We start from the raw sequence: 13,277 nt of genomic DNA, 5'->3' as shown, positions 1-13,277 counted from the left end.
TTTTTGATAATAAAAATCTATATGATAATCATTTACAAGATATCCTGTTCGTAGATATCAAGCAATGCTCTTCACTGACTCTGACAGCAGGGGAGCTATCTCAGTGGTTTTTGACAGAAAAACCGGCATAACCCAATGGTCATTATTCACAATTCAGCAAGGAGGCCACTCTTGCCACTATGTTACTCCGAGGTATTGCCCGAAATACCTGTGAGCACTCATGAAGAAAATATCTGGTTGTTGCAACAACAGCATCCGGAGCAAGTCATCAAGCACCTGGAAGTCTGGCGGCTGGATGACAATGTCGATATTTCATTGCTCACTCTGACTATTCAGTCATTAATAACGGCCTTGCCGGATTTGAATTCCCGCTATCTCTTCAGTGATGAAGGAGACCTTTATAAATACAGGGTTGATGGCTGGTATCCCTGTCTGGAATTTATCCGGTTGTCTTCGGGGGACCTCGATACCACCCTTGGCTCCCTTCATACGTCGCCCTGGGATTCTGCCAGTCAGCCGCCGTTCAAGGCATTCATTATCCATGTAGAACAGTGTGTTATGTTCGCATTGATGTCTCATCCCATACTGGGGGAAGCGTGTTGTCTGGGCCCGCTGGTGGCCAGATTGCGTGATGAGTACGGCGCCCTTGCTCCGCATCTGCCTTCTCTGGAAATGACAAAGCTATCGATAAACTCAGGCGTGTTAGCACCTGAAATTACCAATAACCAGACGGAACACACGGAAAGGGACAAGCTGGCGCTTATTTTACTTGATGAGTTTCGTATTGCTTTATCCAGCCCTGAAATGACGCTTAATGATGACTTCTTTGATTTTGGCGGCCACTCATTGCTGGCTACGCGCATTATTGGCAAGTTACAGAATCGTCATGGTATTGAGTGCCGTTTCAATGATTTTTTTGAGTCGCCTTCTGCGGCTGCCCTCGCTAAAAAAGCAGTATTGAATAGCCCGCCTCAGCAAATACCTTCACTTGTTGTTGAAAATACCAGCCAGCAGGCACCACTCGCGCTGGCACAAGCGTCATTGTGGCGAGCCTATGCTGCCCATGATTTTGGCACCATCTTCAATCTGCCCTTTGCGCTGTATTTTATTGATGAAGTTGATGAAACGGTTTTTTTGCAGGCATTTACAGACCTGATAAAACGCCACCCCAGTTTGCGAACGACTTTCCATGTGCAAGACGGTCAGGTATTCCAGCGTATTATTCCCGTTGAACATCTGGGCCAATATCGGTGGTTCTGGCACAGCGCTGAAAGCGGAGGTGTCTCCCTGGCCAATGAGGCGACCTATCAATTCGATCTCTCCCGTGAGCTGCCGATCCGTATCCGTTTCATTCGGGATGTGGCGACTGGCCGTCAGCACCTCTCATTCCTGGTTCATCACATGGTGGTGGATGAGTGGTCCATCAATCTCATGATGGAGGATCTCGCCAGCGCTTATCTTGCCCGTGCGGCAGATCAGGCGCCGGTATGGGCCACGCCAGCGCTCGATTTTCACGGATTTGCACGGCAGCAGGCAGAGCAGGGCATCAATCCCCGGCACCTGGCGTACTGGACCCGGATGTTGCAAGGTGCTGCCGACGAGCGGCGAAAGCAGCGGCTATGTGCTCCGTCCGAGGGCCAGGGTTCTATCGCGGCGCAGTGGCTGGAGCTCAAGCTCGAGCAGGGGAGTCTCGACAGTTTGTATGCCTTCGCCAGAGGCCATGACTCTTCGCTCTTCAATCTGGTGTACACGGCGATTGCGGTATCCCTGCACAAGCTGGATGACCTGAACGAGATCGTCATAGGGACCTCGGCATCCGGACGTACCGATCCGGCATTCTTTGATACAGTGGGTTACTTCACCACCATGGTGGCGCACAGGGTCGAGTTCGATGAGCAGGAGTCTTTCGGCAGTCTGTTGAGGACGGTTACACATACCATCAATGACTCCATGTCCTACGCAGACATCCCGCTGGAGCAGATCCAGCAAGGACTTGGCATGACGGCGGCAGAGGGTCTCCTGTTCGATGTCTATGTCCAGATTCACGCCAAGAATGCCTTGAACGGGCGCTTGCCTACCCCTGCCGGTGAGGGGATCCGCTACCGACAGATTGATCCTGACAAAACGGAGTCCATGTTCGGGTTGCAGTTCGAGATCATGGAGGATGTGCTGGAAGGGGAGCGCAGATTGCGGCTGGTGATCACCTATAGCGCCGAACGCTACAGCAGGGATTGGGTCGAAGCCCTTTGCGTTGTGCTGAACCGGCTGTTCGGTCTGATGACAAGTACCGGTACGAGTGCATGTCGACTGGCTGATCTGGCACTGCAAAAGGAGGCATAAACAGTGTTCTGCCCCCTGTCAGCCGACAGGGGGCAGAACACAAGGCTAGGAGGTTGGCAGCCCGTAGTGCTGGAAGGTGGAGGTTCGGGGCAGGCGATACTGCTCCCGACCAAGCAACTGATTGATGATATGTGCATTGCGGTTGGGGCCTATGCCCAGATCCGGTGAGCCCACCCCATGCTGAAATATTTCGGCATTCTGAACAAAGATCCGCCCCTGTCCTCTGTCGCAACGACGGGCCGTGAAATCTGGCTGGACTATGCAATCCCCCTGCTCATCAACGGCCAGGACTGTGCCTTTGAGCCGTTCAAACCACGCAGGCCACGAATGGGCATAACCGGTTGCGGCGACGATGGCGTCGGTCTCCAGTGTGCAGTGCTGATCCAGCTGGGTGTGATGGCAGCTCATGTGCAGGGCACCCTGGCCATCCAGTTCTTCCACTCCTTCTATGGTGCAATGTGAGTAGAGCACCAGGCCTGGCGTCTCTCCGCCGATGGATCTCTCATAGAGCAGATCAAAAATCTCGCCAATGGTCGAGAAGCTGATGCCTTTGTAGAGCAATCCTTGCTCCGCCACTATCTCCCTGCGCCGCTCTCTGGGAAGAGAGTGGAAGTAGTGCATGTAGGCGGGGGTGAAGCACTCCTGTCCCAGCTTCGAATATTCCATGGGGTGAAAACCGGCCGCCCGGGTGATCCACTGAATGGAGGCACCGGCCTGGACCTGTTCCGGGGTCAAGGCGCTAAAGAGCGCCAATACGCATTCGGCGGCACTCTGCCCCGAGCCAATGACGGTCACCCGTTTGCATTGCGAGAGCTGCTCCCTAGCATGCATGAACCGGGCTGAATGCATGACGAGAGGATGTTGGCATTCCCGAGCCCAGTCGGGCAACCAGGGGGTGGTGCCTATGCCGATCACCAGATCGCGGCTGCTGTAGCGCTGTACGGCTCCGGTTGCTGATGTGCTGTCGATGAGAAACCTCTCCCTGGTGTCGTCATAGCGGACATCGATGACCTCTTCGCCAAAGTGACAGCTCGTTAGCTGCTGCGCGGCCCAGCGGCAGTAGTGGTCATATTCCCGTCTCGGGATCAGGAAGTGATCGTAGTAATAGAAGGGGTAAAGCCGATCCTGCTGGTGCAGGTAGTTGAGATAACTCAGGGGGTGGGTCGGGTCGGCCAGTGTCACCAGATCGGCCAGGAAGGGCACTTGCAGTGTGGTGCCCGGCAGCAGCAATCCCTCATGCCAGCGAAACGCAGGTTTGCGCTCGAGAAATACCCCCGTCACTTCACTGTGACGGGAGAGCAGGGCTGCCAGCCCGAGATTGAAGGGCCCGATGCCAATACCGGTCAGGTCAACGCTTGTGATATCCATAAAAAACTCCGAGGGAATGACAATGAACCCCGGGGAGCGCGCTCTCCCCGAGGCTTGATTGGTCAGGAACCGGGGGACCTGAGCAGGGCTTCCACATCCGCTGCATTGCGGCAGCGCAGCAGTTGTCCCGGTGACAGGGTTCTGGAGAAGTGGTCCCCCAGGCGTGCCGAGATGACCTTGAGGTGTTGGGGACGCAGCCCCAGGCTGGTGAAGTCGAGCTGACTGCTCATCCCTTCATTCCGGACCTGTCCCAGCACCTCCAGATAGATATTGAGCACGGCGCCGCCATCCGTCGCACCAGCACCAGCACCAGCAGTGGCCTGTGGTGCCGATCCCCCCTTGTCTGATGAGGTCAACCTGCTGCGTGCTGCGCGCCGGTCCGGCTTGCCATTTTGTGTCAGCGGCAGGCTGTCGACCTGGATAAAGCGCGTCGGCACATGGGAGGCTGGCAGGTGTTGCTTGGCATGCTCGCGTAACGAGGTGATGGAGACAGTTTCTCCATGCTTGCCCACATACAGGGCCCCGATACAGAGTTCCCCTTGCTGCTCGGCGCCGTAGTCCACCACCAGTACATGGGCAATGGCCGGGTGCTTGATGAGCTCGATTTCGATATCAGGCAATGAGACGCGCACGCCACGCACCTTGATGTAGCCGTTCACGCGGCTGTCGAACATCAGGGTGCCGTCAGCCCGATAACGGCCCCGATCGCCGGTACGAAACGCCCTTGTCTCCTCACCGGAGCCTGACGCAAGGGTGACAAAGTCCTGCTGTGTCAGCTCGCCATTTTCCAGGTAGCCGAGCGCCAGGTTCACCCCTGTGGTATGGATGCGACCGGCAACCCCGGTCGGGCAGTGCTCCCCTCTTTCATTGAGCAACCAGTAGCCGTTGCCCGGCAAGGGCGTACCGTACGGTATTTTGTCCTGATCCCTGGCGCCGATCTGGTGCCAGATACTCCAGATGGTGGTTTCGGTCGGTCCGCCCAGTGATGCCAGGCGGGCCGAAGGCAGCCGCGTGCGAAGTTCGGCTATGATGCCGGGTTTGATGTAATCCCCCCCTTGCGCGATCAGCCGCAGGCTCGCCAGCCCCGTTGCCTGACTGCATGAGAGCAACATCTCGAGCATGGCCGGTACAGAGCACCAGAGGGTGACGCCATGCTGCTCCACCAGCTGATTCCAGCGCACCGCATCCTTTTCCGCCCCCGTTTCTGGCTGTACCAGAGTGGCGCCAGCGCTCAGACAACCGAACACATCGAAGACCGACATGTCGTGGTGCAGTGGTGTGACCGAGATGAATACATCGTCAGGGGTGACTTGCCATGCCTTGAGCGTGCTGCCGATGACATTGGCCGTGGCCCTGTTGTTGAGCACCACGCATTTGGGCTTACCGGTCGTCCCCGAGGTGTAGAGGTAGTAGGCCGGCGCCAGGTGTTGGGAGCGCCCGACCCAGGGGGTGCCGCAGATATTATCGTGGGGAGACGCCAGCAGCGCCGCTGGTGTGACAGTGGGGTAGTCAGACTCGAGCCCGTCTGCACAGATGATCAGGTCAGGTCGACAGTTCTCCAGCAAGTAGTGCAGCCTCTCGGTGGGTGAGCAACTGTCTATCGGTACCCAGACCACGCCGCTCAGGGCGCAGGCCAGGGTAGCCATGGTGTGCTCAGGGCTGCGGGGCAGACAGATGGCGACGACCTTGCCTGCCGTGATCCCCTCTCTTTCGAACGCCCCCATGATCCGCAAGACGCTGTCGCCGAGAGTGCGATAGCTGATGCGGCGATCCCCCTGTATCAGGGCAATCTTGTCATTGCCGGCATCGAAAAGATGCGCCGCCATACGCTCGAGGAAGGGGTCCGTGTCTGCCCCTGTCTTGTCACTGTTATGGCGATAGTGGCCCGTATCAATGATGGCGCTGGCATCAATATCAAACAGGCCGGAGGTGACTATATGGCGGCTTGCCTTGTCCAGCGCCGTGAGGATTTCGCACACCAGGTCGCTTTCTATTGCCTCACGGGCATAGTCGATATCCAGTACCAGGGCGCCATCCGCGCGGCTCGAAAAGCGAATGTCCATCGCCACCTGCGGGGTCTGGGTCAGCCCGGCACACAGGGTCATGGTGCTGCTGCCGGTGGCTGTTGGCCAGGAGAGTCCATTGGTGATGACAATGGGTAGCGCCGGGCCTGTACCCCGGGTTTCAAACAGCTGACGGGCAATATCCACCCCGGAGAAGGCCAGATGCTGCAACCCTTCCATCACATCGTTTTGCAGCTGGTTTGCCCTGTCTACCAAGGTGTCCCTGGCGCCACACCACTCGACGGCGATGAAGCTGGATCGGTTGGCAAGCGGGCCCGAGGGCAGGGGGGCGACCGGAATGGCGACACACAGATCTCCCTCGTCGAGCCAGCGGGACAGCACATCCAGGATCAGGGCCATGATGGTGGTGTTTTTGAAAAAGTGCTGTCGGGAGCCCAGTTTGCAAAGCTGGATGAAGAGGTCAGGGGGAATGATCAGGCTCTGTCGCTCGTAACGGGCGGTAGGGATCTGATCCAGTGGCTGCTTCCATGGCAGCCGGGGGGCCCCGTCCAGCCCGGCGAGTTTATGCGTCCAATACTGGGCATCAGCCTTGCGCAGCTCAGGGCTCACGGGGGCGTCCTGAGTCGCCGTGATGGAGGGCATGTCGGGCTGATGACCCTCGAACAACTCCAGCATCAGTGCCGCGATCGAGCGCCCGTCGAGGATGAGCGCATCGAAGCGAGCGAAAACAACATGCTGGTCATCCGGCAAATGGAACAGGGTCAAGTTCCAGGGGGCATGCTCGAGACTGAAGAGTGCGTGGGTATAGTGGTTGCGATGCAGCTCGAGCCGTTCTTGCACCGTGCTGGCAGAGAGGTGGCGCAGGTCGATTTCCTCAAGGTTGACCCTCTCCTCGTCACTGACGTACTGGATTACTCTCTCGGGATCGACAAGGGTGCGCAAACTCTCGTGGCGTTTGACCATGGCGTGCAGTCGCTGTCGCAGCGTGGCCGGATCCAGTCGCCCGTGGTATTCGCGAAACTCCTGCATGGCGACTCCCCCGAGTGGGAACTGGGTGGTGCGACCCAGCAGATAGGCTCGCTGCAATGGTGTCAGAGGTGTTTCCATCAGAGGCTTTTGTGGCGTCAGCGCTTGGTCAAGGGTGGCTGGATTGGCGGCCACTGTGTGAACCTGAGTGACAAAATCGTTGAACAACCGGGTGATCCAGGCTTGCGGCAGTGCATCCAGGCGAATGTCCCAGTTGATCAATATGCCGCCATCAATACGGACAACTTGTGCATCCAGTGCGACCTGAGGTCCCTGGGAGATGACCCAGTTCATGGAGCCAAACACACTGTGAACCCGTTCGGAAAACAGCTCGCCACCATCCAGATCCAGCGCTGCCGTGAACACCACAGGGGCTAGCTGGGCTGCACCATGGTGACGGGAGAGATCGCGCATCAGGTTGACACCTGAGTAGCTGCCATGACTGAGTCGTTCGGCCATCTGGCTTGCCAGTTGATGGCAGAGCCCTGCCAGGGTATTGGCAGAGGTCATGTCGACATCAAGGATGGTGAGATTGGCGAACTCCCCGACGATTTGTTCTGTCCCCTCAATCACGGGCTGGCGCCAGAAGAAGGGCAGATTGAGACGAAATGTCGTGTCGCCCGTGGCCATGCCGAGCTGATGGGCAAACAGCCCCAACATCAGGCTGGAAGGCGTCATTCGTCTGTGTCGGGCCAACTGGATCAGGGTTTGACGCTCTTCGGGGGAGATCCATGCACTGAGGCGGTGGCTATCGGGGGATGAAGCAGCATGTGCTGGCGCTGGCAGCGAGGGGGCCGGTGCTATCTGTGACAGCCTGCTGCGCCACCAGGCTCTGTCTTCCATTCTGGCTGCTTGATGCACGGGATCCCGATTGATTGCATCGCTCCAGTCGAAGAAGGCTGGAGGGGTTTGCCGTGGCGAGTCCGGGCATTCATAGAACAGCGCCAGGTCTTCCATCAGCACGCGGAAGCTGGAGGGATCGACCGCTATCATGTCGGTATCGATATGCAGCCTGCATGCATCCTCCCCCAGAAGTGATACCGAGAAACGCGCAGCTTGCCCCCGGGCCAGGTCAAGGCGTTGATGTGTCCACTCCTGGCGCTTGCGCCTCAGTGCCTCCGCCCGTTCTGCATCACCCAGCGTCTTGAAGTCATCAACCTCAAGGCGTTGTGATGGTGCCATTTCAGCCACTGTCTGCATGCCGTCAGGGGTTATCTGAAGTCGCAGCATGGGGTGTGCTCGATACACATGTTCAAGGGCGCGGCTCAAGCGTTGCAGGTCGAGGGCATGGCAATCGAACTCGGCGTAAAGATGTGCAGAAACCTCACCCAGTGCTGAGTGATTGCCTCGGCCAATCCAGCAAGCCGCCTGCATGGAAGTCAGTTCTCTCATATCTCGCTCGTAATGTTGACAAGGCCATTCATTTGGTTCTTTATATATTTACCAGTGAGAATGGTTTTCATTTCAAGTTTATTTTATTGAGTCAACCTGTATGGGGGGGAAGCAAGATAGTCTGCAACGGATCTACTGCGGAATGGTTTAAGGTGTCCGCTGGAATGCGGGACAAGTATTTTTCAACTCTATTATCTTGGGCGAAAAATTGTCATGACAAATGGCAGGCTTATATCCCTGCTCAATGTGTGGAGGCGTTAGGTCCATAGTTATGATGTGGGTATTTGTGTCTGCTGTTATTTACAATGACATCAACAATATGAGGCTGGTTTCACATGACCAATCCAGAAATGATTAGCCATCAATGGCTACAAGAGCGCGTACAGCAACTTATTGAAGACAATGACACCGAGCTGGATCTGGAAGAGAGCCTTATTTTATATGGGCTAGACTCTTTGCGAGTGATGCGATTTGCTGCTGAACTTAAAGAACGCAACATCCATGTCAGTTTTGAAGATCTGATAAAATCACCAACATTGGCTAGCTGGCGGGAGTTGATTGCCAATCGACAAGCCATTGCAAGATAAACGTAAATTATAGTTTTGACAGCAAGAGTCCGCGTGATGGCTTTTTACTTTTATTAATGGTTGTTTCACCGCCATCCCTTACGATTAATCATCGGCAACTTGATAAATCAAGGTGCGGATTGCCAAACTACACCACCAAATGTGCAGGCATGCCTGCATAGCGCTAGCCATGGGTATGATAATGGGTTTGTCATCAGAAGATGCCGGGAAAATAGAGTCGTTTTGGCGGTATTGTGTGCAGCATCAATATTTCAATATCGGTTATCCAGAGGCGGCTGACTTTGACTACTCCGCTTTAAACCGTTTTCTAAACTTCTCTATCAATAACTGTGGTGATTGGAGCCAGCAGAGCAACTACCTTCTCAACTCCTTTGATTTTGAAAGAGAGGTGATGCAATTCTTTGCAACCCTGTTCTGCATTCCTTTTGAGCAAAGTTGGGGTTATGTGACCAACGGTGGTACTGAGGGGAATATGTTCGGATGCTATCTGGCCCGCGAGTTATTTCCTGAGGCAACATTATATTACTCAAAAGATACACATTATTCGGTTGCAAAGATCATCCGACTATTGAGAGTAAAGTCATGTATGGTCGATTCACTGCCTAATGGCGAGATGAATTATGATGACCTGATCAATCGAATTCGACTGGATGGAGAGCGTCACCCTATTATATTTGCCAACATAGGGACGACGATGACAGGGGCGACAGACAATATTGCCACCATTCAAAGACGCTTGAAAAAAATAGGAATCACCAAGGGGGACTATTACCTGCATGCCGATGCTGCATTGAGTGGCATGATCTTGCCCTTCATCGACAACCCTCAACCTTTCTCTTTTGCCGATGGCGTCGACTCGATAAGTGTATCGGGTCATAAAATGATCGGTTCTCCCATTCCCTGCGGGATTGTCCTGGCCAGACGCAAGCATGTCGAGCATGTCTCGGTTGAAATAGATTATATCTCGGCATGTGATCAGACAATCAGTGGCTCGCGCAATGGCTACACCCCGCTACTGCTATGGATGGCAATAAAAAGCCGATCATTTTCAGACTGGCGTCAGCGAACGCAGCACTGTCTTGATATGGCCCAATATGTCATCGAGCGTTTTCACGCCAAAGGTATTCATGCCTGGCGCAATCCAAATTCGATCACTGTGGTTTTCCCAAAGCCTGCTGACCATATATGGAAAAAGCACTGTCTGGCCACATCAGGAAAAATATCACATATCATCACCATGCCTCATCACACCGGGAAGGAAACCCTGGACAGGGTGATCAATGACATTGCTCTGGATAGAGAACCTGGCCGCGGTTTGGCGCATGCGTTGACTGTCTGATAGCACCAGAGTCGACGGCCTTGCCATGGTGGATGCGGTTGCAGGGCGAAAGCCAGCTCTCGCCCTGTTTTCTTGCGTTACTCTGGCTGCTTCTCGCTAGATTACTTGCCGATGCAGAAGCTGGAGAAGATGCGACCGAGCAGATCGTCGGAGCTGAACTCGCCAGTGATCTCGGACAGAGACTCCTGCGCCAGACGCAGCTCTTCGGCCACCAGTTCACCGGCGACATAGATTTCCAGCTGATCTTTGGCCACCAGCAACCGCTCGGCGGCGCGCTCCAGCGCATCCAGGTGGCGGCGGCGAGCCATGAAGCCCCCCTCAGTGTTGCCCTGGAAGCCCATGCAGGCTTTCAGGTGCTCGCGCAGGGCGGGTAGCCCCAGCTCTGTCTTGGCTGAGATGCGGTAGACGGCGTGGCCCAGCTCTTGGCTTGGAGCCAGATCCTCCCCGGTCAGGTCTGCCTTGTTGCGTACTACCGTGAGGCCGATGTCTTTTGGCAACCGATCAACAAATTCCGGCCAGATTTCCCGCGGATCGATCGCATCGGTCGTTGTGCCATCCACCATAAAGAGCACACGGTCGGCTTGCTCTATCTCGGCCCAGGCACGCTCGATGCCGATCTGCTCTACCTTGTCCAGGGTATCGCGCAGGCCGGCAGTATCTATGATGTGCAGCGGCATGCCATCCAGGTGGATGTGCTCGCGCAGCACGTCGCGGGTGGTGCCGGCAATCTCGGTGACTATGGCTGACTCGCGTCCGGCCAGGGCGTTGAGCAGGCTCGATTTGCCTGCGTTGGGACGACCGGCGATCACCACCTTCATCCCTTCCCGCAGCAGGGCCCCCTGTTTGGCTTCACTGCGCACACCGTCCAGCTCAGCCATGATGGCGTAGAGATCGCCTGCCACCTTGCCGTCGGAGAGAAAATCGATCTCCTCGTCCGGGAAGTCGATGGCGGCTTCCACATAGATGCGCAGCCGGATCAGGCTCTCCACCAGTTGCTGGATTTTGCTGGAGAACTGCCCCTGCAGGGAGTGCATGGCGCTGCGGGCGGCCTGCTCGCTGGACGCTTCAATCAGATCGGCGATGGCCTCGGCCTGGGCCAGATCCAGTTTGTCGTTCATGAAGGCGCGTTCGCTGAACTCGCCGGGACGGGCAGGGCGCAACCCCTTTATTTGCAGGATACGGCGCACCAGCATGTCCATGATGACGGGGCCACCGTGACCTTGCAGCTCCAGCACATCTTCTCCGGTGAAGCTGTTGGGGGCCTTGAAAAGCAAGGCTATGCCCTGATCCAGCGGTTGGCCTTGCTCATCCTTGAACGGCAGATATTCGGCATAACGGACCCGGGGAAGCTTGCCGAGCACTATCTCGGCGACCTGTTCGGCGGCGGGGCCTGAGACCCGGACTATGCCAACGCCGCCACGGCCGGGCGCGGTGGCCTGGGCCACGATCGTATCTGTTGTCATCTTGCTTGGCTCGTATGTTCGGTAATTGGGGACATTGTAATAAAAAAGGCGGCCTTAAGGCCGCCTCTTTTGTCATCAGGGGGAAGATCAGGTGCGGGTATGCAGCCCTTTCTTCTCCAGCTGACGATAGATGATGGTCTGCTGGGTAATGGAGATGACGTTGCTCACCAACCAGTACAGGGTCAGGCCAGCCGGGAACCAGAGGAACATGAAAGTGAAGATGATCGGCATGAACTGCATCACTTTCTGCTGCATCGGGTCGGTAATGGTGGTCGGACTCATCTTCTGCAGATACCACATGGAAGCACCCATGAGGATTGGCAGTACGAAGAAGGGGTCCTTCACTGACAGGTCGGTGATCCACAGCGCGAACGGTGCGTGACGCAGCTCAACGGATTCCATCAGTGCCCAGTACAGAGCGATGAAGATAGGCATCTGGACCAGGATAGGCAGACAGCCACCCAGCGGGTTGACCTTCTCCTTCTTGTACAGCTCCATCATGCCCTGGGACATCTTCTGGCGATCGTCACTGAAGCGTTCCTTGAGCGCGGCCAGCTTGGGCTGGAGCATGCGCATCTTGGCCATGGAGGTGTACTGGGCCTTGGTCAGCGGGAACATGATACCGCGCACCAGCAGGGTCAGCATTATGATGGCCACACCCCAGTTATGCACAAAGCCCTGGAACACGGTCAGCAACCAGTGCAGCGGTTGGGCGATGAACCACAGCCAGCCGTAGTCGACGGTCAGGTCGAGGTGGTTTGCCACCTTGGCCATCTGGTCTTGCAGCTTGGGACCCACCCACAGCTTGCTGGTCACTTCGGCCTGCTGGCCGGCAGCTACGTCTACCAGCGGCGCCTTGTAGCCAATGATGGCCTGGTCTTTACCAGGGATCACTCGGCTGTAGAAGCTGTTGGTATCGTCGGCATTCGGTGCCCAGGCAGAGACGAAGTAGTGTTGCAGCATGGCGACCCAACCACCCTTGGTGGTCTTGTTCAGGTCGGCATCCTTCATCTCGTCGAAGGTGTACTTCTTGTAGCGACTCTCTTCACTGGAGAAGGCGCCACCACGGTAAGCACTGGCTACCATGGCGTGACCTTCCTGATCCTTGGGTGTGGTCACGGTCTGCTTCAGCTGACCGTAGAACTGCACCTGGACCGGCTCGGCAGATTTGTTGTCGATCTTGTAATCGACGCCAATTGCATAGTCACCGCGCTTGAGCACGAACTCTTTGGTGAAGACCACACCCTTGCTGTCGGTCCAGGTCATCGGAACGACGACTTGATCCTGACCATCGGCCAGCTGGTAGCTGGTCTGGGCGGCTTCATAGGTGGGACGACCCTGGGCCTGGCTGTCAGGACCATCGCGACCCACCAGGCCGCTTTGGGCGACATAGAGGCGGTCAGGCTGACTGGTCAGCAGGACGAAGGATTGATCCTTGCCCTCTTCCAGTTTGTGAGCCAGCAGCTCGGCAGAAACAATGTCACCGCCCTGGGTATCCAGGGTCAGCTTGAGCACGTCGGAGGAGACGGTGATCAGCTTGCGTGCGGCGTTTGCGTTGGCTTGCTCGGAAACCTGAGGAATATCACCGGTCTGACCGGCTTCAGGTACGAAATGTTCGGTTTGGGCCACGGTAGTCGGGGCCGGCTTCGGAGCCTTGTCGGACTCCCACTGTTGCCAGAGCAGAAAGCTCACGAACAGCAAACCGATCAGGATAAGATTGCGTTGTGATTCCATAGTC

The 13,277-nt window shown here is 56.2% G+C and carries 7 protein-coding genes; 3 read left to right on the top strand and 4 right to left on the bottom strand.

What is annotated here, in order from left to right; translation table 11 throughout:
* Nucleotides 1-210 precede the first annotated feature (210 nt).
* Nucleotides 211-2,340 carry a condensation domain-containing protein gene (locus AXW79_RS18575; RefSeq protein WP_225854298.1) on the top strand — a complete coding sequence of 710 codons (2,130 nt, stop codon included), beginning with the start codon at nucleotides 211-213 and terminating at the stop codon, nucleotides 2,338-2,340.
* 45 nt (nucleotides 2,341-2,385) lie between these two features.
* Here AXW79_RS18575 and basC read toward each other — a convergent pair whose 3' ends face one another.
* A complete protein-coding gene (basC, locus tag AXW79_RS18570) occupies nucleotides 2,386-3,708 on the bottom strand; it encodes a putative histamine N-monooxygenase (RefSeq protein ID WP_005319568.1) in 1,323 nt (440 codons plus the stop codon).
* Between the two features lie 62 nt (nucleotides 3,709-3,770).
* On the bottom strand, nucleotides 3,771-8,150 hold the full coding sequence (locus AXW79_RS18565; protein WP_011899265.1) for an amino acid adenylation domain-containing protein: 4,380 nt from the start codon (nucleotides 8,148-8,150) through the stop codon (nucleotides 3,771-3,773).
* Nucleotides 8,151-8,485: 335 nt separating this feature from the next.
* Between AXW79_RS18565 and AXW79_RS18560 the strand changes: the two genes are divergently transcribed.
* Together AXW79_RS18560 and AXW79_RS18555 are read left to right on the top strand one after the other, a co-directional pair.
* Entirely contained in the window at nucleotides 8,486-8,737 is a 252-nt protein-coding gene (locus AXW79_RS18560) for a phosphopantetheine-binding protein (protein WP_005319564.1), read from the top strand.
* Between the two features lie 169 nt (nucleotides 8,738-8,906).
* On the top strand, nucleotides 8,907-10,076 hold the full coding sequence (locus AXW79_RS18555; RefSeq protein WP_269199269.1) for a histidine decarboxylase: 1,170 nt from the start codon (nucleotides 8,907-8,909) through the stop codon (nucleotides 10,074-10,076).
* A gap of 101 nt (nucleotides 10,077-10,177) precedes the next feature.
* Here AXW79_RS18555 and mnmE read toward each other — a convergent pair whose 3' ends face one another.
* Nucleotides 10,178-11,539, bottom strand: coding sequence for a tRNA uridine-5-carboxymethylaminomethyl(34) synthesis GTPase MnmE (gene mnmE / locus AXW79_RS18550; protein ID WP_005319560.1), 1,362 nt, complete (start codon nucleotides 11,537-11,539; stop codon nucleotides 10,178-10,180).
* An 87-nt stretch (nucleotides 11,540-11,626) separates the two neighbouring features.
* Nucleotides 11,627-13,273, bottom strand: coding sequence for a membrane protein insertase YidC (yidC, locus tag AXW79_RS18545; protein ID WP_005319558.1), 1,647 nt, complete (start codon nucleotides 13,271-13,273; stop codon nucleotides 11,627-11,629).
* Nucleotides 13,274-13,277 lie beyond the last annotated feature (4 nt).

Origin of the sequence: Aeromonas salmonicida subsp. salmonicida (assembly GCF_001643305.1) — a bacterium.
GTDB classification, from domain to species: domain Bacteria; phylum Pseudomonadota; class Gammaproteobacteria; order Enterobacterales; family Aeromonadaceae; genus Aeromonas; species Aeromonas salmonicida.
This window is presented reverse-complemented; position numbering and strand designations above follow the sequence as displayed.

Excerpts from the sequence above, each read along its gene's own strand:
- yidC (WP_005319558.1), bottom strand. The coding sequence starts at position 13,273 with ATGGAATCACAACGCAATCTTATCCTGATCGGTTTGCTGTTCGTGAGC.
- AXW79_RS18560 (WP_005319564.1), top strand. The coding sequence starts at position 8,486 with ATGACCAATCCAGAAATGATTAGCCATCAATGGCTACAAGAGCGCGTA.
- AXW79_RS18565 (WP_011899265.1), bottom strand. The coding sequence starts at position 8,150 with ATGAGAGAACTGACTTCCATGCAGGCGGCTTGCTGGATTGGCCGAGGC.
- basC (WP_005319568.1), bottom strand. The coding sequence starts at position 3,708 with ATGGATATCACAAGCGTTGACCTGACCGGTATTGGCATCGGGCCCTTC.
- AXW79_RS18555 (WP_269199269.1), top strand. The coding sequence starts at position 8,907 with ATGGGTATGATAATGGGTTTGTCATCAGAAGATGCCGGGAAAATAGAG.
- mnmE (WP_005319560.1), bottom strand. The coding sequence starts at position 11,539 with ATGACAACAGATACGATCGTGGCCCAGGCCACCGCGCCCGGCCGTGGC.